18 protein-coding genes and 1 tRNA gene are annotated in these 24,370 nt (G+C 50.2%); 10 read left to right on the top strand and 9 right to left on the bottom strand.

What is annotated here, in order from left to right:
• Positions 1–143: 143 nt before the first annotated feature.
• Positions 144–2,306: a fatty acid oxidation complex subunit alpha FadJ gene (gene fadJ / locus CWE07_RS08835; protein ID WP_111569525.1), complete on the bottom strand. Its 2,163-nt coding sequence runs from the start codon at positions 2,304–2,306 to the stop codon at positions 144–146.
• Positions 2,306–3,619: an acetyl-CoA C-acyltransferase FadI gene (gene fadI, locus CWE07_RS08830; RefSeq protein WP_111569526.1), complete on the bottom strand. Its 1,314-nt coding sequence runs from the start codon at positions 3,617–3,619 to the stop codon at positions 2,306–2,308. Before fadI ends, fadJ begins: the two co-directional genes overlap by 1 nt.
• Before the next feature lie 188 nt (positions 3,620–3,807).
• Here fadI and CWE07_RS08825 point away from each other — a divergent pair, with 188 nt between their 5' ends.
• From CWE07_RS08825 to CWE07_RS08800, 6 genes are read left to right on the top strand one after another with little or no spacing between them, the layout of a single operon-like run.
• A complete protein-coding gene (locus CWE07_RS08825) occupies positions 3,808–4,764 on the top strand; it encodes an AAA family ATPase (protein ID WP_111569527.1) in 957 nt (318 codons plus the stop codon).
• Positions 4,765–4,808: 44 nt separating this feature from the next.
• On the top strand, positions 4,809–5,783 hold the full coding sequence (locus tag CWE07_RS08820; RefSeq protein WP_241974111.1) for a DUF58 domain-containing protein: 975 nt from the start codon (positions 4,809–4,811) through the stop codon (positions 5,781–5,783).
• Positions 5,783–6,262, top strand: a complete 480-nt coding sequence (locus tag CWE07_RS08815; RefSeq protein ID WP_111569528.1) for a DUF4381 domain-containing protein — start codon at positions 5,783–5,785, stop codon at positions 6,260–6,262. The genes CWE07_RS08820 and CWE07_RS08815 overlap by 1 nt, the downstream gene beginning before the upstream one ends.
• Positions 6,255–7,271, top strand: coding sequence for a VWA domain-containing protein (locus CWE07_RS08810; protein ID WP_111569529.1), 1,017 nt, complete (start codon positions 6,255–6,257; stop codon positions 7,269–7,271). Before CWE07_RS08815 ends, CWE07_RS08810 begins: the two co-directional genes overlap by 8 nt.
• A complete protein-coding gene (locus CWE07_RS08805) occupies positions 7,271–9,154 on the top strand; it encodes a tetratricopeptide repeat protein (protein WP_181452275.1) in 1,884 nt (627 codons plus the stop codon). Before CWE07_RS08810 ends, CWE07_RS08805 begins: the two co-directional genes overlap by 1 nt.
• A complete protein-coding gene (locus CWE07_RS08800; RefSeq protein ID WP_111569531.1) occupies positions 9,151–10,857 on the top strand; it encodes a BatD family protein in 1,707 nt (568 codons plus the stop codon). The genes CWE07_RS08805 and CWE07_RS08800 overlap by 4 nt, the downstream gene beginning before the upstream one ends.
• A gap of 94 nt (positions 10,858–10,951) precedes the next feature.
• On the opposite strand, the gene CWE07_RS08795 is transcribed toward CWE07_RS08800, so the two are convergent.
• The 7 genes from CWE07_RS08795 to tig all read right to left on the bottom strand — a co-directional run bounded on the left by CWE07_RS08795 (position 10,952) and on the right by tig (position 19,420).
• Positions 10,952–12,811, bottom strand: a complete 1,860-nt coding sequence (locus tag CWE07_RS08795; RefSeq protein WP_111569532.1) for a SurA N-terminal domain-containing protein — start codon at positions 12,809–12,811, stop codon at positions 10,952–10,954.
• 147 nt (positions 12,812–12,958) lie between these two features.
• Positions 12,959–13,035 (bottom strand) — tRNA-Asp (locus CWE07_RS08790).
• 52 nt (positions 13,036–13,087) lie between these two features.
• Complete coding sequence (hupB, locus tag CWE07_RS08785) at positions 13,088–13,360, bottom strand: nucleoid-associated protein HU-beta (protein ID WP_111569533.1); 273 nt, start codon at positions 13,358–13,360, stop codon at positions 13,088–13,090.
• Between the two features lie 247 nt (positions 13,361–13,607).
• Complete coding sequence (gene lon, locus CWE07_RS08780) at positions 13,608–15,974, bottom strand: endopeptidase La (protein ID WP_111569534.1); 2,367 nt, start codon at positions 15,972–15,974, stop codon at positions 13,608–13,610.
• A 130-nt stretch (positions 15,975–16,104) separates the two neighbouring features.
• Positions 16,105–17,382: an ATP-dependent protease ATP-binding subunit ClpX gene (gene clpX / locus CWE07_RS08775; protein ID WP_111569535.1), complete on the bottom strand. Its 1,278-nt coding sequence runs from the start codon at positions 17,380–17,382 to the stop codon at positions 16,105–16,107.
• Between the two features lie 32 nt (positions 17,383–17,414).
• The gene (clpP, locus tag CWE07_RS08770; RefSeq protein ID WP_111569536.1) at positions 17,415–18,032 is read right to left on the bottom strand and encodes an ATP-dependent Clp endopeptidase proteolytic subunit ClpP; all 618 of its coding nucleotides are present in this window, start codon (positions 18,030–18,032) and stop codon (positions 17,415–17,417) included.
• Between the two features lie 83 nt (positions 18,033–18,115).
• Positions 18,116–19,420 (bottom strand): trigger factor, encoded by a 1,305-nt coding sequence (gene tig / locus CWE07_RS08765; RefSeq protein WP_111569537.1) that lies wholly within the window; start codon positions 19,418–19,420, stop codon positions 18,116–18,118.
• Between the two features lie 175 nt (positions 19,421–19,595).
• Between tig and CWE07_RS08760 the strand changes: the two genes are divergently transcribed.
• From CWE07_RS08760 to CWE07_RS08745, 4 genes are all read left to right on the top strand, one after another.
• Entirely contained in the window at positions 19,596–21,086 is a 1,491-nt protein-coding gene (locus tag CWE07_RS08760) for a DUF2868 domain-containing protein (RefSeq protein WP_157983253.1), read from the top strand.
• A gap of 24 nt (positions 21,087–21,110) precedes the next feature.
• Complete coding sequence (locus CWE07_RS08755; protein WP_111569539.1) at positions 21,111–22,547, top strand: GTPase/DUF3482 domain-containing protein; 1,437 nt, start codon at positions 21,111–21,113, stop codon at positions 22,545–22,547.
• A gap of 68 nt (positions 22,548–22,615) precedes the next feature.
• Complete coding sequence (locus tag CWE07_RS08750) at positions 22,616–23,353, top strand: hypothetical protein (protein ID WP_111569540.1); 738 nt, start codon at positions 22,616–22,618, stop codon at positions 23,351–23,353.
• Between the two features lie 9 nt (positions 23,354–23,362).
• Positions 23,363–24,370 (top strand): amidoligase family protein, encoded by a 1,008-nt coding sequence (locus CWE07_RS08745; protein WP_111569541.1) that lies wholly within the window; start codon positions 23,363–23,365, stop codon positions 24,368–24,370.

Below are 24,370 nucleotides of genomic sequence, written 5' to 3'. Positions count from 1 at the left end.
ACAACTAGTATAGTGTACAAAAAAAGGGCAGCTACCACACTGCCCTTTTTGCTATAGGTCTTCGCGGGAAACCCGCACATACCTAACCTTTTGTTTACCCACTAGCGTGGGCGCTCGGATTACACCTCGAATTACACCTCGAATTACACATAAAAGCGCGTGTTATCTTTCGCCATTTGCACCAGTAAATCGCAAGGTGCATAGCGACTGCCATGCTCCTGCTCTAAGCGCTGCAGCGTTGCAACGACCTGGGCAATGCCTAAGCTATCCATATAACGGAAGGGACCGCCAAGGAATGGTGGGAAACCAATGCCGAAAATCGCGCCAATATCACCGTCACGTGGTGAGCGGATAATATCGTCCTGTAAACACCATGCCGCTTCGTTCAACATTGGATAAATACAACGCTCTACCACTTGCTCTTGGGTAAGGTTTTGCGACGGGGTAATACCTAGCACTTGATAGACTGAGCTGTCGACCTCTTTGCCCTTTTTACCACTGCCGTACTGATAAAAACCTTTCTTAGTTTTACGTCCTTTACGGCCATCATCAAGTAGCTTATCGAATGCAGCCGGCGCGCTGAAACGCTCGCCCAACTCATCACGTAAAATTGGAGCAACCTTAGCACCCACATCAATACCAACCTCGTCTAACAACGTGATTGGGCCCACAGGGAAACCAAATTGCACCAAGCTCTTGTCCAGGTGTTCAATCGGTTCGCCTGCTAACAACAAGCGTGCTGCCTCATTCATGTATGGCGCTAAAATACGATTCACGTAGAATCCAGCGCCGTCACGCACCACAATCGGTGTTTTGCCCTGTGCCTTTGCAAAGGCAACCGTGGTCGCAATCGTTTTCGCTGACGTGCCTGAGTGCGTGATGATTTCTGCCAATGGCATTTTTTCTACCGGCGAGAAGTAATGCAGGCCAATCACATGCTCTGGACGCTCAGCTTTCGCCGCTATCTTGGTAATCGGCAGTGAGGACGTGTTGGTCGCAAAAATCGTTGTCGGTTTGGCTTCACGCTCAACATCAGCCACCATGGATTGCTTCAGGGCAAGATCTTCAAACACCGCTTCAATCACGATATCCGTGTCTTTAAAGCCACTGTAATCCACCGTCGGGCTTAGCATCAGCATCTGCTTTTCAAGCTCAGACTGACGAATAATACGTTTCTTCGCCCGCGGCTTGAGCAACTGGTAATGATAATTCAGGGCGTTTTTAATTCCCTCTTGACCAATATCTTTTAGCCGCACCGGTACTTTTGCTTTACTGATAGTGACGTGAGCAATACCACCGCCCATCAAGCCACCACCCAATACCGCCGCTTTCTTCACTTTCTCTGGCTGCACGCCATCGGCACCGGTTTCTTTTTTCATTTCCGTGGTAGCAAAGAAAATATTGCGTAACTGCTGACTTTGAGGGGTCATGGCCAGTTCACCGAAGTTCTTTGCCTCAAGTTCTAAACCTGCTTTAAAGCCCTTCTCAACACCATGCTTAACGGTATCAATGATGCGGTCAATTGCAGGATAGTTACCTTTAGCTTTCTTCTGCGCCTGCTCGCGTGCTTTGTTGAACAGTACGTTTTTCAACGGGCCTTCAAGCAGCTTTTGCAGCGCACCTTGCTTCGCTTTGGCTTTCTTTGGCTTGCCTTTCTTCGCCAATTCAACCGCCGCCGCCAATAAAATACTATGCGGCACAACATCGTTCGCCAGCGCTAACTTTTTCGCTTGATTTGGACGTAACTGCTTGCCCGTCAACATCATAGTCAGGCCTTGTTGAACACCCACCACACGCGGTAGGCGTTGCGTGCCACCAGAACCTGGCAATAAGCCGAGCTGTACTTCTGGCAAACCCATGACAGTTTTTGGTGAATCGGAAATCACCCGGCCATGGCAAGCTAATGCTAGCTCAAGGCCGCCCCCTAAACAGGCACCATGAATTGCAGCAATAAAAGGGATGCGCTGCTGTTCAATGCGGTCAAACAAGGCTTGGCCTTGACGCGCCAGACTTTCAGCATCGGCTGCGGTCTTGCACTCACTGATCATACGAATATCCGCACCAGCCACAAACGAGCTTGGCTTACCGCTAATCAGCACCACACCTTGAATACTGCTGTCTTCTTCGATTTGGTCTAACAATGCGGTCACTTCGTCAGCGAAGCTCGCCTTCAACGTGTTCATGCTCTCGCCAGGCACATCAATCGTAATCACTGCAATACCGTCTTCGCGCTTGGCAAGGGTAAATGCGGATGTGCTTGCCGGGCTATTTGTGGTCGCCAATTCTGGATGTAATGTGTCAGTCATTATTCGGTCTCCAAGATCATCGCAGCACCTAGGCCACCTGCGGCACACGCCGTAGTCAAGGCGGTACCACCGCCGCGGCGCTGTAGCTCATTCAAAGTCTGCGTAATTAAGCGTGTACCTGTGGCTGCGAATGGGTGACCATATGCCAAAGAGCCGCCCATTACGTTAAATTTATCCATGTCAATTTCACCAATGGCTTGGCTACGACCCAATTTTTCCTGGGCAAATTTCTGGCTTGCAAACATTTTGACGTTCGCTAAGGTTTGCGCGGCAAACGCTTCGTGCATTTCAATAATATCGATATCACTTAACTGCATACCAGCGCGGTCAAGCGCTAATGGCGTGGCATAAGAAGGACCCATCAGCATGTCTTCCCAGACGTCAATCGCGCTAAACGCGTAGCTACGAATGTAGCCAAGTGGTTTATAACCAAGTGCTTTAGCACGGCTTTCGGTCATCATTAGAACCGCCGACGCGCCATCGGTTAAAGCCGTTGAATTGGCCGCAGTGACCGAGCCGTGTTTGCGGTCGAACACCGGGCGCAGCTTAGCATAGCCATCTTCTTTTGAATCCGTACGGATGGTGTTATCACGCTGTAAGAAATCCGTGTACGGTGCCACGTGTGCAGCCATGACCTCACGATCAAGCTTACCTGCTTCCCATGCTTGGTGCGCCAAGGTATGCGATCGATGGGCTAATTTATCTTGGTCTGCACGGCTAATATTGTGAGTTTTCGCCATTTGCTCGGCGGTATCACCCATACTTAAACCGGTTGAATATTCGGCGATAGCTGGGGGTACTGGCAGCAAATCTTTAAAGCTTAACCGCTTAAAGATTTTCAGGCGTGCACCTAAGCTACGGGCTTTGTTTAAATCCACCAGCGCATGGGCCAATTTGCGCGACACACCAATCGGTAGCACCGACGACGAGTCCGCGCCACCTGCAATAGCCACATCCACGTTACCAGCCAACATCGCCTCGGCGACACTGGCGGTCGATTGAAAGCTGGTGGCGCAGGCTCGGCTAACGCTGTAAGCATCTGTTGCCGCTAACAAGTTGGTGCCGAGCACAATTTCACGCGCAATGTTGGGGGCCGATGGCATCTGCACGACTTGGCCAAACACCAATTGTTGCACCAATGCAGGGTCGATATCACTGCGATTCAACAGCTCCTGAACCACGAGCTTGCCCATATCAAGGGCTGGTACCCCATGGAAGTAAGTGGCTTGTTTGGCGAACGGTGTGCGTAGGCCATCGACAATCGCAATGCGGTCACCCGACGCGGTTTTTAAATGTTGTGCTGAAGCTGACATAGAACTCCCCTAGCTCGGCTTGCTGGTCAGACCACGAAATAATTAATCGATTCTAACGTCAAATTTAGCAGAATTAAACCTTTGATTTTAGGTAGACTGCCCTTATAGCAGAACTATCGGTGTAATTTGGCATCAGAGTGTCCATTACAGCATAGACGAACTTACTTAAATCAGGAGTAGCATCCAGCATGGCAGTTCACGCCTTTCGACAGTTACGCGATTTTCTAAACAGCCAAGTCATCGGCCAGCCCGAGTTGGTTGAACATCTTCTTATCGCACTTTTAGCCGACGGTCACCTACTGGTAGAGGGTCCGCCGGGCTTAGCTAAAACCCGAGCAGTGAATGCCTTGGCGAAAGGTATAGAGGCGGACTTCCACCGCATTCAATTTACCCCAGATTTACTGCCTGCTGACCTCACTGGTACGGACATTTATCGCCCTGAGACTGGCGAGTTTAAATTTCAACGCGGGCCATTGTTTCACCACTTAGTGTTGGCTGACGAAATCAACCGTGCGCCAGCCAAAGTGCAATCAGCGCTATTAGAAGCAATGGCCGAACGTCAAATTACTGTAGGTAAGCGTACTTACCCGTTACCTGCCCTATTCACTGTCATGGCCACCCAAAACCCAATTGAGCAAGAAGGCACGTACCCATTGCCTGAAGCGCAACTCGACCGCTTTTTACTGCATTTAGAATTAGACTACCCCGATGCGGAAACTGAACAGCAGATTCTGCGCTTAACCCGCAATGAGTCGATTCAGGGTGAAAGCCAGATGCCACAGCCATTAAGCCAGAATGCCATTTTTGCCGCCCGCCAAGCCTGTCTAAGCCTGCATATGGAAGACGCAGTTGAGCACTACTTGGTTCAGTTGATCATGGCGACGCGTAAGCCACAAGCTTATGATGATAAGCTCGCCAGTTGGATTGACTTCGGGGTGAGCCCGCGCGCATCGATTGCACTGGAACGCTGTGCGCGAGCCCGGGCTTGGCTGTTAGGTCGTGAATTTGTCACCCCAGAAGATATTGCCGCGATGGCACATAATGTGTTGCGCCACCGCCTGATTTTAAGCTATCAAGCAGAAGCGGACGGTATTAGCGCCAATCAAGTGTTAGACAAGATTCTTGAACTTGTGCCTGCGCCTTAACGGCATTCAATGTGTACGCCCAGTTGTAGATAATTTAAGGTGCTATGTTAAATAAACCTACCCCAACCACACTGCCGAGCAACCCGAGCCAATGGCTGCAACACCTGCAGGCATCTGGCTATAGTCTTGCTTTAGCGGAGCTACTGCAATATCGACTGCAACGCAGTCATAAATTACCCACGGGCAGGCGCACACCTGCGCGTGGTCGCTCCGGTAATCAGTTAAGCAAGACCAAAGGGCGCGGCATGGAGTTTGATGAAGTGCGTCATTATCAGGCAGGCGATGATATTCGAGCGATTGATTGGCGCGTAACCGCACGCACCGGGCAAACCCACACCAAGCTGTATCGCGAAGAAAAAGAGCGCCCGGTGTTTTTCTTCGTTGACTTCAGCCCGAGCATGTATTTTGGTAGCCAGCTGCTATATAAATCGGTACAAGCGGCACATGTCACCGCTAATTTAGCTTGGCGCTACGCCTACCGTGGTGATCGGGTCGGCGGTTTGGTGTTTAACGACAGCAAGCACAGTGAGGTCAAGCCGATGGCTCGGGACAAAGGCGTATTACGCTTATTGCACGAGCTGGTAGCAGCGCATCAAGGTGCGCCACAACAAGCGTCGATCAGCGGGGATGCAACCACCTTTCAGGCTAACCTTCAGCGCTTACGCCAGTTAGTAAAAACCGGCGCCCAAGTGTTCCTGATTAGCGACTTTCATTACCTGAATGCCCGCAGCATTCAGGATTTGCGCAGCTTAAGTGCGCACAATTCCGTACAAGCCATTATCTTAACTGACCCGCTGGAGTTGCGGCTGCCCAATGTTGCAGCAACCCGGGTACAAGCCAAAGACGATGATTTTATCCGTGATTTCTGGTTAGGTGACAGCCGCACTAATGCGCTGTACCAGCGCCAAGCCGGCGATTGGCTGCAACAGCGCCAAGATATGTTACAACAGGCACGTATTCCAAGTTTACTGATTGACGCCGCAACGCCGCTGTCACTGCAACGCGAGGCGCTGAGCTAATGTCAACAACATCGAATGAACTACCGTTACACGATATTGTAACCCAAACCACTGCGGGTTGGTGGCCATTAGCTTGGGGCTGGTGGCTACTCATCGTTGCGCTATTCAGTCTCGCCATCGTTGCAACTATTCTGTTAGTGCGCTATCTCAAGCGTCGCCGGGGCATGCGCGCAGTTAATCAACTATTGACGTCACCGCCAGCCTCTATCAGTGAGGTGAGTTTACGCTTAAAACAAGTGCTTATGCTCAAACACTCGCGCACCAGCATCGCTCAGCTTTCCAGCAATCAGTGGTCAGCACTATTGTTATCTCACCTGCCGGATTCTCAACGCGCCCTTTTAGGTGAACAGCTCACACCTTTGATTGAAGCGCAGTACCAGCCCCAAAACCCGGCGCTGGTGGAGGCCTACCACGCATGGTCTTTGAAATGGTGGCAACTTGCCCAACCACAATTTAAGCGTGAGGTGGCAAATGTTTGAATTTGCTTTAGTTTGGGCATGGCTGTTGCTCCCATTGCCTTGGATAGTGCGCCTGCTACTGCCAAGTGCAGCCCACACCCAAGCACCTTTAGCGTTACCCAAAGCAGCGCGCTTTATTGGCCCGCGCCAAGTACGTCAACCTGCACTACTAAAACGCTGGCTGCTCCCAACCTGCATTTGGCTTGCATTGGTGGCAACCCTGGCACAACCGCGCTGGTTGGGTGAACCTGTCACCGTCACCACCGAGCGCCGTGAAATGATGATTGCGCTGGACTTATCCGGCAGTATGCAAGCGGACGACATGACCTACAACGGGCGGCAGGTGACGCGCTTACAGGCCGCTCACCATATTTTGGCGGAATTTATTGAGCGCCGCCAAGGCGACAGAATTGGCCTGATTGTATACGCAGACAACGCGTACGTGTATTCGCCATTGACCCGGGATTTGAATGCCTTGGCGCAACTTGCGCGCGAAGCGCAAATTGGTTTAGCCGGGCAACGTACGGCCTTAGGTGACGCCATCGCGCTGTCGATATCCACTATGCACGACAGTGAAAGCGAGCCACCTGTGGTACTGATGCTCACCGATGGCATGATCAATACCGGTCAAATCAATGCTGAGCAAGCCCTGCGGCTGGCTGCCAACAGTAACGTGAGAATGCATACGATTGGCATAGGGTCGGATGAAATGATCGTACAAGGTCTGTTTGGCGAACGACGTATCGACCCAAGTGCTGAGATGGACGAAGACTTTCTTCGTGCCGTCGCCCAGAGTACGGGTGGGCAATACTTTCGTGCACGGAACGAACAGGAAATGCGCGATATTTACCGTTTGATAGACGAGTTAGAGCCGATAGCGGATGACAGTCAGCGCTTGCGGCCACAAACCTCTTTGGCGCATTGGCCGATGGCCTTCGGTTTTGGTTTATTACTGTCGGCGTTGGCCCTGAGGCTATGGCGACACCGGCGCCACCAAGCTCAACTGACTTCATGGCAACAGGGGGAATAATGGAAGCCTTTCATTTTTTACGCCCTTGGTGGCTAATCGGGATTGCTCTACTCATAGTCTTAAGTCCTTGGTTGTGGCGTCTATTTAAACAAAGTTCAGGTTGGCACCAAGTACTGGCTCCACACTTAAGTCAGCGCTTACTCGCGCAGCAAGACGCGCCGAGTGGACGTTGGTTTGCGATGTTGGCAAGTGCGTGGGTGATTACCTGTGTCGCCTTGGCTGGGCCGGCCTGGGAGCGACTACCGACACCCACATTTCAAACCGAACGTAACGCTATTGTCATCATGGATATGAGCTTGAATACGCGGGCCACCGATATTGGTCCAGACCGACTGACACGTTTACGCTTCAAAGCCCTTGATTTGATTGCCGAGCTTGAGGACGCCCAAATTGGCCTGATTGCCTATGCTGGGGATGCATTTGCGCTATCTCCATTGACGCGCGACCATGCCAATATTCAAGGGATGCTGCCGGCTTTAAGTCCGGAAATTATGCCCGTTGCGGGCAATTATCCTGTGCGTGCATTTCAAGAAGCGCACCGCATGGTGGTTGACGCAGGCTACGCGAATGCAGAAATTTACTGGTTAAGCGCTGGTATGCGTCTGGACGACTACCAAGAGATACGCAGTTTTCTGCGTGGTAAAGGACATCGCGTATCTGCTTTAGTGGCGGGCAACGAGGAGCGCAGCCCAATTCGCCTCAGCTCTGGTGACATGTTGCGCGATGAATTGGGCCGCCTTGCGATGGCGCAGTTAAATAGTTCCTTATTTCAACGTCTAACGCGCGAATATAATGGTCGTTACGCAGCGTTACGTGCTGATCAGAGTGACATCGATCACTTAGTTGGCCAAGGTGCTTGGCAGAACAGCGTGGAAGATGAGCAATATCAGGACAGTGCAGACCAATGGCGCGACCGAGGCCCCTATTTAGCCTGGCTGCTGGTGCCTTTAGCAGTGCTGGTGATGCGTCGCGGTGTATTGCTCAGTATCGCCGGCATTGGCTTTTGCAGTATGCTGCTGTTCCCAAGCACTGCACTCGCCAGCGCGCCAAATTCAGGCGCTAACACAGATAATCCAAGTGTAACGAATCGACTAGCCCGACCGTTTTATAATCAGCAGCAGCGTGCCCAGCAAGCGTTTGACGCAGGTGACTATGAACGCGCTGCACGACTGGCTCAAAACCCGATGCTACGTGGCAATGCCTATTACCGTGGCGGTAATTATGGGGCCGCGGCAGAGGCATATGAGCAGGCTCCGGCCAGCCCTGAGCGCTGGTTTAACCAAGGCAATACCCTCGCGCAGTTAGGTGAGCTTGAAGCCTCGCTGAATGCTTTTCAGCAAGCCTTGGCTGCCCGTCCAGATTGGCCTGAAGCCGAGGAGAACGCAGCACTGATTGAACAGTTGCTACAACAACAAGAGTCTGAGTCACAACCAAATGATGACAGTCAGGGCGACAACAGTGACCAAGCTAGTCAGCCCGACTCAGGTGACAATCAAGGGGACGACACTCAAGGGGACGACACTCAAGGGGATGACCAACAGGATTCGCAGCAAGCTGAAGACGAAGCCCAAGGCGATGCCCAAGAAGACGGCGCCGACGATATGACAAATGAACAAGACGCTGATAATGGCGACGAGGCTGAATCCCAGGAAGTGCAACAGCAAGGTGCGGATGAGCCACAGGACGCAGATAATGCCGAGGCCAGCGCTATGCTTGAAAGTGCTTTAGCCGACGATGATTTAAGTGATGAAGAGCGCGCTGAACTGGAGCAATTACTCCGCCGCGTGCAAAATGACCCGGCGACTTTACTGCGCAACCGCATGCGTAGTGAAGCCGAACGCCGCCAGCAATCTCAGTTACCGCGAGGAGTACGCCGCCCATGAAGTTACCTTTGACCCAAGTAACCTGGTTAATTTATTCAGGGCTACTTTTGGTGTTGTTGTGGGGCGCACCCGCCGAAGCTTTTGATGTCAGAGCTGAAGTCGATAAAAACCCTGTGATTGCGGACGAATCTTTTACCCTCACCATTACCGCGAATGACGATTTACCCCGCAATGCCTTTCGCAGTGACGCATTGACGCGTCATTTTATCGTCGGTGCCACATCTGTCGACCGATCAACACAATTGATTAATGGCCAAATGAGCCGCCAAACCCGTTGGCAATTAACCTTGATTGCACGTAACCCTGGGCAATACGAAATCCCCTCGTTCACGATTGAAGGCCGCCGCACCTCACCTATCGTGGTAGATGTGGTAGCGCCTGGTGACAGCGAAAGCCAACGCGGTCCGGTCTTTGTGACTGCTGAAGTCGACAACCAAACCCCTTATGTGCAGCAGCAGGTTCGCTACACCGTGCGCTTACATATCGCGCAAACCCTGGAAAGCGGTAGCATTAGCCCACCTGAAGTTGAGCATGCGGATATTCAGCAAGCCAGTAATGACGAAGACCGTCAAGACATCATTGATGGCCAACGCTATCGCGTGATTACGCGCACGTATTTTATCACCCCACGTCGCAGCGGGCCGCTGAGCATTCAAGGTAGCCGTTTTGACGGTCAGATCCGAGATAACACAAGCCGCTCTTTTGCAACGTTTAGTCGTCCGCAAACGGTCAGCGCATTGGCAGCCGATATAGACATTGATGTACAAGCCCAACCCCAGAACTATCAGGGGCACTGGCTACCGAGTGAACAAGTGACGCTGAATGAAGAATGGGATGATTCACAGCGCTTAATTGTCGGCGAACCGATTAGTCGTCGCATTACCCTCACCGCTCAAGGTGTGCGCGACGAGCAACTGCCTGATATTGAGATCATGCTGCCTGAAGGTATGCGCTATTACCCTGAACGCACTGAACGCGACAGCTTCAGCCGCCAGGGCCAGCGCTTCGCTCAAGCGCAATTTCGCGGCGTCATTATTCCCGCACGCGCAGGGACTTTTCAGCTTCCAGCCATAGACGTGCAGTGGTGGGACGTCGAACGCCAACAACAGCGCAGCGCAACGATACCGGCACGCGAGATTGAAGTGCATGAACCCGCAGGTGGACTGGCATCTCCGTTCGCTCAAGCTGAACTTGGTGAAGCCAATAATCCCCCCCCATCGGCAATGGCACCAATGATTGTAGCGCCATCTGAGCCCGGTTATTGGCGCACGGCCACCCTGATTTTCGGTTGCCTTTGGTTAGTCACGCTGGCCGCGGCGTTGTGGCTATGGGCCACTAAGCATCGAAAGGCGCGCCCTATTGCCGTGTCTGAGCCTGATGGTCAGGTACCTAAAAGTAGCAGACAGCCGCTCCAAGCCCTTAAACATGCTTGCGCAGGGAGTGACGCACAAGCCGCGCATCAAGCTTTACAACGCTGGTTGCAAAGCCGCCCAGGCGCCTACCAAAGCGCGCGTCAGTTAGCAGATACGCTGCATAGCCAAGCACTGCATGACGCGTTAGATGGTTTGGAGCATGCTCTCTATGCCGCCAATAAGGAGCCTTGGCGCGGTGGCCCTCAGTTGTGGCAAGCCATTCAACGCTTGCACCAACAGCCAGCCAAAGCAACGACCGATGCGAAGTTACCAAGCTTGTACTTGAACTAAACAGTCAGTTCGTAGCGACTAACGCCGCCAATAAAAAAGCCGTACTGTTCATTCAGTACGGCTTTTTTGCTGCAGTTGGATGGTAAGACTTAACTTACAGGTTGCGACGTATTGACGCTTGTTCTTTCAGTGCATCCATAAAGGCTTGATAGGCAGCGTCAATATAGCGCGCTTGGAACTGCTCAGTCACTTGCGCCAAGCTGTCACTGTCGACCTCGCCTTCCATCACTTCCGTCACAGCGACAATGGCAATATCGCCATCGCGTAACTCAGTGATCTCAGCTGACACACTGCCGTCCGTTGGTACAGGCAGGCGGAACAACTGATTAATTACTGCGCTTGGGACACTGTCACTGTAACGTGATACTGCGTCAAAAGACTCCATATCAACGCCTGCAGGTAACTCACCAGCACGGTAGTCGTCGAGTAGCTGCTGCGCGAACTGCTGTGCTTCTTCGCGAGCTTTACGTAACAATAGGGTCTGCTCAATACGCTCGCGCACATCTTCAAGTGGCATCACACTGGCTTGTTGATACTCAGCAGCACGGAACACATAGCTACGCTCACCAATTTCAAGCAATTCGCTATTTAAGTTGTCGCGGGCGACATCGCGTGAAAAGATTTCATTCAACACGCGCTGGTCGTCGAATTCGGCACTGCCTTGACGACCAATCCAGTCACTAACCTGAATCTCGAGATCTAGTGCCTGAGCCGCAGGCTCTAAGCTGTTGTCCATCTCAAAGGCTATCTGCGACAACTCTTGTTGCATTTCAAAGTAAGCTTGCTCAGCACGCTCGCGTCGTAAGTTGGTCACTATCATATCGCGCACGTCGTCAAATGCATCAACTTGTGATTCACGTAACATCGTTAGTTTGACAATATGGAAGCCAAATTCTGACTGTATAATTTCAGATACGTCGCCTTGTTGTGCAAGGGCAAAGCCAGCATCTTCAACATCAGGGTCGATCATGCCGCGCTCTAAACGACCAAGCTCACCGCCATCGCTACCGCTAAACGTGTCGTCAGATTCAGTTGCCGCTAACTCAGCAAAGTCTTCGCCCTGTTGAATTCGGGCTAACAATGCTTCTGCGCGCTCGCGTGTGGCTTGGTCATCGCCTTCAACCAGAATATGCGCAATTTCGCGGCGCTCTGGTGAACGGAAGTTTGCTGTATTTTGCTCGTAGAACTGGCGTGCTTGTTCTTCAGAAACATCTATCGTTGCCAGCACATCATCAAAATCAAGGGTTACATATTCAACGCGAATGCGCTCTTCAGTTTCAAAGCGCGATTCATTCTGCGCGTAAAACTCGGCAATCTCTTCATCGCTGACGGTTACACTATCCGTGTAACTTTCTACTGGAATACGTAAAAATTCACCACTGCGACGCTGATTTTGCAGACGCTGGAAATACTCAGCTTCTGACGGCAACATGAACTCAGACATCATAATGCCAGACAACATAGTTGAACGGCCTAATTCATTGGCCATATAATCGCGAAATTGCTCAGGGGTAAAGCCCGCATTCATCAACAAAGCGACATACCGATCGTTGTTGAATTGACCACCGATCTGGAACTCAGGCATGCGGCGAATATTGTCGCGAATCGACTCCGGAGATGGACGGAAACCTTGCTCGCGTGCAAACTGGGTCGCTAAGCGCTCCTCGATCAGTTGCTCCAACACGCCTTGGCGAAAATCACGCATGTAGCTTTCATCGGCCAACAAGTTGTCGAAGAAATCACCAAGCTGCTCTTCCATCCGGGCGCGTTCATTTTGGTAAGCGCGGTCAAAGTCCATGCGTGAAATTTTTTCACCATTGACTTCAGCCACATAATCTTCGTTACCACCGCCTAAGTAGCCGCTTACACCAGTAAGGGCAAACGTGATAATAATCACAAATAGGATAATCTTTGCTGCGGGGCCTTTAGAGCCCTCACGAATCCTGTCGAGCATAATCCAGTCTCTTAATCAGTTGATATCACTGTTGACGTATATTCAGGCTATAAAAAAAGCGCACCGGGTTGGGTGCGCTTCTCTTTCGCCACCTAGTCCCGATACTAACATAATTACCAAGACAGGTGGAATTTTAGCTAACAAAATTGGCGGAGTGGACGGGACTCGAACCCGCGACCCCCGGCGTGACAGGCCGGTATTCTAACCAACTGAACTACCACTCCAAATTAAAAGCACCCTATTGGGTGCCTTTAACACTCTTTGTTTTGCAATCGCTTAGTTAACGGCGTCTTTTAGCGCTTTACCAGCTTTAAAAGAAGGCACTTTAGCTGCAGAAATCTGGATAGTTTCACCAGTTTGCGGGTTACGGCCAGTGCGCGCAGAACGCTCACGAACGCTAAAAGTACCGAAGCCTACCAAAGCTACTTGGTCATCGTTTTTCAAAGCTTCTGTTACTGCATCGATCATTGAGTCCAAAGCACGACCTGCAGCCGCTTTTGAGAGTTCAGCATCTGCTGCAATTTTGTCAATTAGCTGAGACTTGTTCACAGTATCATCCCCTTACATTGTTATTATGGAGTTCCATGGAACCATCTTACATGGGCCAGAAAAGTTTATAACAAGCTTATATCTTTAGTTCAAGGTAAATGTTCTTAGACTAAAGTATTTGCGAAAGTCCTCTGTACCTTGCTCAGCAAGGGCTGGAGTAACTTTCACTAGGCTATCACAGTCGTTGCGTATGAAAAGCCTTTTTCAGCATTTTTAACAAATTTTTCTGCAAATTTAGCCTGGGCGGCTATTTTTTCTTCCGCCCAGCGCCTGTTTTAACCGTTTTTACCGGGTCTTGCGCCAATGCTAAGTGCAAAACTTCATCAATCCACTGCACTGGGTGAATCTCAAGATCACCTTTAATGTTCTCTGGAATCTCTTTTAAATCGCGCTCGTTGTCCTTCGGAATCAACACTCGTTTAATCCCACCACGGTGGGCGGCTAAAAGTTTCTCCTTCAAACCACCAATGGCAAGCACTTCACCACGCAAGGTAATTTCACCGGTCATCGCAACGTCAGCACGTACTGGGTTCGAGGTCAGTGATGACACCAAAGCGGTTACCATGGCAATACCAGCGCTCGGGCCATCTTTCGGCGTAGCACCTTCCGGTACGTGCACATGAATATCGCGCTTCTCGTGGAAGTCATCTGCGATACCAAGCTTGTCCGCGCGACTACGCACGACCGTCATCGCGGTACTGATAGATTCTTTCATGACATCGCCGAGTGAGCCGGTGAAAGTCGTCTTACCTTTACCCGATACACTGGTCGCTTCAATGGTAAGTAAATCGCCGCCCACTTGTGTCCAAGCCAAGCCTGTTACTTGACCAATCTGGTTGCTTTCTTCGGCTTTACCGTAATCAAAGCGCTGCACACCGAGGTAATCTTCAAGGTCTTTGGCGGTAATCGTAATCGACTTGATTTTCTTATTGATCAAGATATTACGCACTGCTTTGCGGCAAAGCTTTGAAATTTCACGTTCTAAGTTACGTACCCCAGCTTCACGTGTGTAGTAACGAATGATGCCAATAATAGCGTCGTCTTTAATCGTTAACTCGTTCTTGCGCAAGCCATTACGTTCCATTTGCTTTTCCAGCAAATGACGCTTCGCAATGTTAAGCTTCTCGTCTTCGGTATAACCTGACAACCGAATGACTTCCATCCGGTCTAATAGCGGGCCTGGAATATTCATGCTATTCGAAGTCGCCACAAACATGACGTCCGACAAGTCGTAGTCAACTTCCAGATAATGGTCGTTGAAATTACTGTTCTGCTCAGGGTCAAGCACTTCAAGTAAGGCCGATGAAGGGTCGCCGCGCATGTCCGATGACATCTTGTCGATTTCATCGAGTAGAAATAGCGGGTTGCGCACGCCTACTTTTGACATCTTTTGAATCAGCTTACCCGGCATTGAGCCAATATAGGTGCGGCGATGACCACGAATTTCCGCTTCGTCACGCACGCCGCCTAAGGCCATGCGCACATATTTGCGCCCTGTGGCTTTCGCAATCGACTGACCTAACGAGGTTTTACCCACACCTGGAGGACCTACTAAGCACAAAATTGCGCCTTTGACTTTACTGGTACGTTGTTGCACCGCTAAATATTCAATAATACGCTCTTTGACTTTTTCTAAACCAAAGTGATCCGCATCTAAAATCTCTTCCGCTTTAGCTAAGTCTTTTTTCACCCGCGAGCGCTTCTTCCATGGAATCGACACCATCCAGTCAATATAACCACGTACTACTGTCGCTTCAGCGGACATCGGCGACATCATTTTCAGCTTTTGTAGCTCGGCTTTAGTCTTATCGCGCGCTTCATCAGGCATTTGTGCAGCTTCAATTTTTTGCTCTAACTGCTCAAATTCATCAACACCATCTTCGCTCTCGCCCAGCTCTTTTTGAATGGCTTTCATCTGCTCATTCAAATAATACTCGCGCTGGCTCTTTTCCATTTGCTGCTTAACGCGACTACGGATTTTCTTTTCCACTTGCAAGATATCAATCTCGCCTTCCATCATCGCCATCAAATGTTCAACGCGCTCGCGTATGTCAATAATTTCTAAGGCATGTTGCTTATCTGCCAGCTTAAGCGGCATGTGAGCGGCCATGGTGTCCGCCAGGCGATCTGCATCATCAATACCCTGTAATGACGTAATCACCTCAGGAGGAATTTTCTTATTCAGCTTCACGTACCCTTCAAACTGGTTCATGGCTGAACGTACCAACACTTCTTCTTCTTTGTCGTCCAATGGCTGAGAGTCTAAGTACTCAACCTGTGCACGGAAAAATGGCTCGCTTTGCTCATACTCGACCAGCTTGCCGCGTTGTTTACCCTCGACCAACACTTTGACCGTGCCGTCTGGTAGCTTAAGCATTTGTAAGATGGTGGCAACTGCCCCCACCTGATAAATATCATCACTGCTCGGTTCGTCGACACCGGCATCTTTTTGCGCCACTAAGAACACTTGCTTGTCATTGTCCATGGCCTCATCAAGACAACGAATTGACTTTTCCCGACCCACGAATAATGGAATTACCATATGTGGGTACACCACGACGTCGCGTAACGGCAACACGGGTATGCTAAAGCGCTCGTTGCTTGTATCTGTCATTTTTATCTCCATTGGCGCAAAAGAAAATCTCTATGCTTAAATATGCGGGCTTCGCGCGAAAGTTCAATAGGAAGCAAAAAAAAAGGGCCTAAATGGCCCTTTTTTTGAGTTAAGTGATGCTTTTTTCAACTTATTCGCCTGAAGCTTTGGCGTCTTTCTTCTTCCCGTAAATTAAAATCGGGTCAGATTCGCCGTTTATAACCGTTTCATCGATCACCACTTTGCTTACCCCGTCTGACGACGGTAAGTCATACATAGTGCCAAGTAAAACGTCTTCAACAATAGAGCGTAAGCCACGTGCACCCGTATTACGCGACAAAGCTTTGCGTGCTATGGCACGTAGCGCGTCGTCACGGAACTCAAGTTCAACGTCTTCCATCGACAATAATGCCGAATATTGTTTGGTTAATGAGTTTTTCGGCTCACTTAAAATTTGCACTAGCGCGTCTTCATCTAGCTCATTTAAGCTGGCAACTACAGGCAAGCGTCCGATGAACTCTGGAATAAGACCATATTTGACTAAGTCTTCCGGCTCAACTTGAGCCAGCACATCACCGCTTGGCTTGTCTTTTTTGGCTTTTACTTCCGCCGCAAAACCAATACCTGAGCCCACAGCTAAACGCTGTTCGATGACTTTATCCAGACCAGAGAACGCACCACCACACACAAACAAGATTTTTGACGTATCAACTTGCAAGAATTCTTGTTGTGGATGCTTACGACCACCTTGCGGCGGTACCGAGGCAATCGTGCCTTCAATCAACTTCAACAACGCTTGCTGCACGCCTTCACCCGACACATCACGCGTGATCGACGGGTTATCAGACTTGCGTGAAATCTTGTCGATTTCATCAATATAGACAATGCCACGCTCTGCTTTTTTCGGGTCGTAATCACACTTTTGCAGCAGCTTTTGGATGATGTTTTCAACGTCTTCACCCACGTAACCGGCTTCGGTTAGCGTGGTTGCATCGGCCATCGTAAATGGCACATCCAGGAAGCGGGCTAAGGTTTCTGCCAATAAGGTTTTACCACTACCAGTAGGACCTATTAGCAAAATATTACTTTTACCCAGCTCAACATCGTTATAAACGCCTGCATTCGACAAGCGCTTATAATGGTTGTAAACCGCTACTGCCAACACACGCTTGGCGCGATCTTGGCCAATGACATAGTCATCCAAATGCTGACGAATATCGTGCGGCGTAGGCACATCGTCTTCATCACGCTGTGGCGCTATTTCTTTAATTTCTTCACGCAAAATGTCGTTGCATAAATCCACGCACTCGTCGCAAATAAACACCGAAGGGCCGGCGATTAACTTGCGCACTTCATGCTGGCTTTTACCACAAAAAGTACAGTAAAGTGCTTTACCGTCTTTGTCGCTGCCACTTGTTTTGTCTGTCATCTAACTCTCCAGCGCTGGGTGCTGTTTACTGCTTACTTTTGACCACGGTGGGTCAGCACTGAATCCACAATACCATAATCCACTGCGTTTTGTGCACTCATAAAATTATCGCGGTCGGTGTCACGTGCGACACGCTCGACGTCCTGTCCAGTGTGCTCAGCTAAAATACGATTTAACTTATCTTTGATATACAAAATCTCTTTGGCGTGAATTTCAATATCTGACGCTTGGCCTTGGAAGCCACCTAACGGTTGATGAATCATGACCCGCGAGTTCGGCAAACAATAGCGCTTACCTTTAGCGCCACCGGCTAATAAAAATGCACCCATACTAGCCGCTTGGCCAATACAAACCGTACTCACGTCATTTTTAATAAACTGCATGGTGTCGTAGATAGCCATCCCCGCAGTCACTGAGCCACCCGGTGAGTTGATATAAAGGCTGATGTCTTTATCTGGGTTTTCAGACTCAAGAAACAACATTTGCGCGACAATTAGGTTCGCCATATGTTCTTCCACTTGGCCCACCATAAAAATTACACCCTCTTTTAATAAGCGCGAATAGATATCAAATGAGCGCTCACCTTTTGAGGTTTGTTCTATCACCATTGGCACTAATGCCGCCATTGGGTCGGGTGTTGTGTTTTGCATAAAAGCTAAAGCTCCTTAATGAAAATGGCTCGAGTGTTACCCACCCGAGCCATTAAAGCAATTGTGAACTCAATCAGCAATAATTATTGCTGTGGTGGGTTCATCACGTCATCGAAGCTCATTGGCTTCTCAGTCACCTTGGCTTTTTCTAGAATCAGCTCAATTGCTTGCTCTTCTAGCGCCATGTTGCGAACTTGCTGCATCAACTCTTGGTTGCTGTTGTAGTATTCGATCACTTCTTGCGGATCTTCATACGCAGATGCAGTGGTTTCGATCAAATCTTTCACCTTAGCATCGTCAACTTTAAGCTCATTGCCGCGAATCACTTCACCTAATAAGATACCGACTTGAGCACGCTCTTTAGCTTGCTCTTCGAATAACTCAGCTGGCAATTCAGGCATGTTCTTCGCGTTGTTACCGAAACGCTGTAACGCTTGCTGACGCAATGCGTTCACTTCTTGCTCTTTCAATGCTGACGGCACTGGCACGTCAGTATTTGCAGCTAACAAGCCTTTAATCACTTGCTGCTTTACTTTGTTATTCACTGCACCTTTTAATTCGCGAGCCATGTTCTTTTTCACTTCTGCGCGTAGTGCGTCGACACCGCCTTCAGTGATACCGAACTGCTCAACGAACTCGGCAGTCAATTCTGGCAATTCTTGCTCTTCAACTTTCTTCAAAGTGATAGCAAACTCTGCCTTTTTACCTTTCAGGTTTTCAGCGTGGTACTCTTCAGGGAACGTGACTTCGATAGTTTTTTCTTCGCCAGCTTTCATGCCTGCGATACCTTCTTCGAAGCCAGGGATCATACGACCCTGTCCCATTTCAAGTGCGAAGTCAGACGCTTTACCACCGTCAAAGGCTTCGCCGTCGATGCTGCCAGCAAAATCAATCACGACACGGTCGCTGTCTTTTGCTGCACGCTTAACTTCTTTCCAGCCAGCGTGTTGCTTGCGCAATGTTTCCAGCATGTTGTCAACGTCGCCTTCAGTTACTTCCGCAACTGGTTTTTCGACTTCAACTTTTTCTAAGTCTTTCAATTCCACTTCTGGATAGACTTCGAAAATAGCCACGAACTCAAGGTCTTTACCTTTTTCCATGGTTTTTGGTTCGAATTTTGGCGCGCCAGCAGGGTTCAACTTTTCCTGAATCATCGCTTCAATGTACTGTTGCTGCATCGCTTGCATGGCAACATCTTGACGGATAGCTTGGCCAAAACGCTTTTCAATCACGCTCACAGGCACTTTGCCAGGGCGGAAACCATCAATGCGCGCACGACGAGCTTCCTGCTGGACCTGTTTTTTGACTTCGTTATCGATCTTTTCAGCCGGCACAACAATTGTCGCGCGACGCTCTAAACCTTGTGTTGTTTCTACGGAAACCTGCATTACTAATCTACCTCAACATCACCTGGATGGCTGCTCATCGTGTCGCTTAATCGAGTCGCTGGCTCGAATAGCACGAGTAGCATTCACGAGTGGCTTAAATGAGCTCACGTTAAAAATTGACGCGACATTATAGCCAGCACAAATGCGTACGTCGAGAACCCTAGGGAAATTTCTCGTGAATTGGATTAAATTGACAATTTATATCGGCCTTGCATACTGTTGGCAAACGCACCAACTTAAGGCTGGCATGGGGCAAGCACAGAGTCATTCGCATTTTCTTTCACATTGGACATCCGCTGTTATTCGCCGCATTGAGGCGACTCAAGGCCCTTTTGCCGACGCCGAAGCTATTCGCCATGCGCGCACCGCCTCCAACTTCGAGCATTTTGTACAACGCCGTGCCGAGCAATTAGCGCAACAACACCAATTTGATCAGGGCATTCGTCATGTCACTATGCTGTTACGCGTTAGTTATATCGCCTTGTTATTGTTTGCCGGGTTGAGCGGCGTGGGGCTGGCTATTTCACTGACACCGCAGCAAGCGGGTGCCGTCAGTGTGGTAGAAGCCATCGTCATGCTCATCGTCGTGAATGGCTTATTCATTGTGCTGTGGGGCATCGCCAACCTTGTCGGTAATCGCGCCAGCTCACCGCTTGGCTGGGGATTTCATCACCTACTGTCAAAGTTACGTAACCCTGTCCACGTCAATGCTGCGCTAGGCTTAAGCCAATTGATACAACAGCAGAGGCTAATTCGCCCGGGTCTGGGAACCATTGCCCATAGCATGTGGCTGACACTGTTAAGCGCAGCCTGGATGACGCTGTTTGTCCGTTTTGTAGTCGCTGATTATCAGTTTTCATGGCCTACCACGCTGCTTAGCGAGCAGCACATTCAGATGCTGGTTGCTACCTTGCATACAGTGCCTGCGTGGTTTGGGCTCAGTGCACCAAACATTGAGCAAGGTGGCAGTTTCAACCCGCAACAAACGGCTTGGTGGCTGTTAACCTGCGTGCTGCTCTATGCTGTCGCGCCACGTATACTCTGCTGGCTGGGTTGTAAGCTTTGGTTACGCCAACGTGTGGGCACACTCACTATCAACCCCACCTTGCCCGGTTACAGTGAGTTATTACCGGCCTTTGAGCAACGCCAGGTGCGTGTGGTGGACCCAGCGCCAGCAGAACTCCATATGCAAGCCAGCTCGCAACGAAAGAGCCAACCTAGCACGCAAGCAGTTAATTCGACTGTAGCCTTGGTCTATTATTTAGATTGGCCAGAAGATGACTATGCCAACTTTCGTCACGCTTGGCAGCAGCAACCCACTGCGGTGCACTGCGAATTGGTCAACAGTGGCGCGCAGCGCCAGCATGCTTTAAATATACTAACCCAAGGCCCAAACCGCCCCTTATTGGTGGTGGTCAATGCGCGGCTGTCCCCTGAACGCGGCAGTTTACGGTTTATCCAGAGTTTGACAAAACAGGGCGCGTCGAGCAGGCAGCTACACATTGCACTGGTGAACGCACGTCCTGAGACTGGCAGTCAGCGCACTGAGATGTGGCGCGAGTATTTAACCCAACATGTGCCCACGCCGTTACACATCGAATCTTTCCAAGTCGTGGATAACAATTGGGTAGCGACAGTTACGGAGTTGAACGCACATTGGAGTTGAAAGCACATTGGAGTTGAAAGCAAAGTGGACAGCATTAAATTAGCCATTGTCGGGCATACCAACGTTGGCAAAACCTCGTTGCTGCGCACGCTATTGCGTGACGCAACCTTTGGCCAGGTCAGCGATCAGCCGAGCACCACGCGCGATGTGAGTGTCGCGCGCGTTGAATGGCAGTCCTCAGTGGTGGAATGGTATGACACCCCGGGATTAGAAGATGGGGTCGGCCTGTACGAGTATCTGCAGCACTTAGCCCAGCGCCAGCAACTGCGCCACGATGGTCCTAAGCTATTACAACAGTTTCTGGCCAGCCCAGAAGCGGATGCAAGTTATGCCCAAGAGGCTAAAGTGATTCGCCAACTTTTGCAGTGCGATGCCGGGCTATATGTGATCGACACCCGCGACCCTGTGTTGGCCAAGTTTCAAGACGAACTGGCAATTCTGAGTATGGCGGCAAGGCCGTTACTCCCAATACTTAACTTTTCGTCGAGCCCAGAGAGTCAACAAAGCGCCTGGCAACAAGCGCTGGCAAATGTCAATTTACACGCTTGGGTCGCGTTTGACAGCGTTACCCCAGAAGCCCAGGGCGAAGCCTTGATTTATGCCAACTTAGCCACCCTATTGCCAACTCGCCGCGCTTTATTAAGCGCATGGCAACAAGAGATACAGCAACGCAGAACCCAACGCCAGCATGCCGCCAGCCAGATCATTGCTGAGCTTATCGTCGATTGCAGCGCACTGCGCTTACACACCACGACACAAGACGCTGACGCGCTTAATCAGCAAGTGAACGACCTTCAGCAATTGGTCAGACAGCGTGAGCAACACGCAACGAATAGTCTGTTTAAGCTCTATGGCTTTAGCGTTGACAGCGTCGATATTAACGCACTGCAACTGAGCCAAGGCCGTTGGCAACACGACTTATTTAACCCGCACAGCTTGAAGTCTTTCGGTATTCAAACCAGCAAAGTTGCGGCGGGCGGTGCCGCTGTCGGCGCTGGCATCGACGTGATGATGTTGGGCACCACCTTGGGCGGTGCCACTTTACTTGGCGCCACTCTGGGGGGCGCTTGGCAAAGCTGGCGTAGTTACGGGCAACGGGTTAAAGACAAATTGCGTGGCTACCGCGAACTAAGTGTGGAAACCTCAGTGCTGAAACTATTGGTTGCGCGCTGTCAGCAACTTACCAGGCACTTAGATTCCCGGGCTCACGCCAACCAAAGCCCGTCAACGTTAACGGTCGACACCGCTGAGTTAGCAGATTTTGAGCCATTTTTTGAGCACGCGAGAGGTTTTCCAGGCTGGTCATCGATAGCGAGTGCGGAGCAGTTTCAGCGTTTCCAGCCGAGCGTGGCGACCACCCGTTCACGACTTGCTTCCCGCCAGAATGACGACCCTGAACGCCAACACCTAGTAGATAAACTAGCTCAGCGGTTGACTTTACAGCGGATTGAGTCAAAGTAAACACACTGCTTTGATTGCTTAGAACATGACGTAACTATTACTACTTAACATAACAATAAGAGCTTCCTATGCCTGTATTTCAACACCTGTCTGCTCGCGTTGCCCGCCTTAGTTGTCTATTGCTCGCTGGTTTTGCGTTAAGCGCATGTAGTAGTAGCCCTACTGAAACGCCTAGCTCATCCGTCAGAATTACTGACAGTGAGTTACAAATAAGCGGCTTCATTAGCGAGGCAACCATAGAGCAAGTGCGCTCCCTTACCAGTTCATACAATGTGGAGCGCGTGCGGGTCAACGTGACTGAAGGCGATCCACTTGCGACCATGCAACTAGGCTATTTTATTCACCGCCGTGAACTCGACTTGGTGGTTGAGGAATATTGCTTAAGCGTATGCGCGAACTATTTATTTACCGCAGCGCGGCAGAAATATCTTGCGCCAGAGTCCATTGTCGCATTCTCGGGCGGTGCCTTGTCGTCGAGCTGGACTCAGCAGCATCAGGGCTTACTAATTCCCGGTGTGCGCTTTGTTGCGGAGCAGTATATGGATGCATTCCTGCGCCGTGAAATCCGCTTTTTTGATCGTATTGCGGTCGACCAAACAGTCACCGCCTATGGCTATACAGAAGCATCAGGCTGCACTGAAACTGCGCACCAAGGCTTTTATTACAGTATTCCAGAGCTATTACGCTTTGGAATCGGCGATATCGAACCGATTCGCAGTAATTGGCGTGATGCCTTCAACCATTACCCAGAACAATTTTGCCAAGTTGACCTTAGTAATCAGGCCTTGACCCACGCGATTCCATAGAGGTGTAGTATGTCAGCCGAACACAGAATCCACATGCCTCAGCTGCTCACCAATGCCGACGGCAACGCGCGTCGCATTGGTGTCGAAATGGAGATGAGCGGCCTCAGTATTGACCAGTTATCGACCATAGTTGCGGATTTTTTTAACCTCAAGGTTGAACCGACCAGTCGCTATCAATATACCTTGAAAGGCGACGACGATGGCGAGTGGCTAACCGAGCTCGACTTCCGTTTGCTCAAGGAAATGGGGGAAAAAGAGCACCAAGGGCATAAAAAAGATATTGAAAGCCTACTGGAACTGGTTTCCAAGCCCCTGGTGCCACACGAACTCGTCAGCCCACCCTTGGATATGCGTCGACTCGACGAGGTGCAAGCCTTAATCGAGACACTCCGTAAAGCCGGCGCAAAAGGCACGTCTGACTCTGTGCTGTACGCGTTCAGTATGCAGCTAAACCCTGAACTTCCTAGTCTTGACGTCGATACTATCACACGGTATTTGAAAGCTTTCTTATGCCTGTACGATTGGTTGCATGACGAGGCTTCGATTAACTTTACTCGCCGTATCACCACTTACGTCGACCCATTTCCAACTAAATACGTCAAAAAAGTACTCGCTGAAGATTATTGGCCTACTTCAAACGACGAGCTAATTCGTGACTACTTAACTGACAATCCAACACGTAACCGCGCCCTTGATCTACTGCCGTTATTTGCTTTTATCAATGAAGAGTTAGTGCAGGAGTTTACCCAAGATCCGCTGATTAAAGCGCGCCCAGCTTTTCACTACCGGCTGCCTAACTGTGAAATTCACTTACCTGATTGGGGTATCCACCTTGCATGGAACGGTTGGTTGCAAGTCGAAGCATTAGCCCAAGACAAGGCTCGCCTGCGTCAGTGTGCAAAACAATGGCAAAAGAATGAACAGCGTCCTTGGTGGCAACATGTATTGCGGCCACGTAAGAGCGACTGGAGCCGTGAAGTGCGCAAACAGTGGCTCATCCACCTCGAGGACATGTAA

This window comes from Aliidiomarina maris, from assembly GCF_003987335.1.
In the GTDB taxonomy this organism is placed as follows: Bacteria; Pseudomonadota; Gammaproteobacteria; order Enterobacterales; family Alteromonadaceae; genus Aliidiomarina; species Aliidiomarina maris.
Note: the sequence above shows the minus strand (reverse complement) of the source record. Positions and strands in the feature narration are given on the sequence as shown.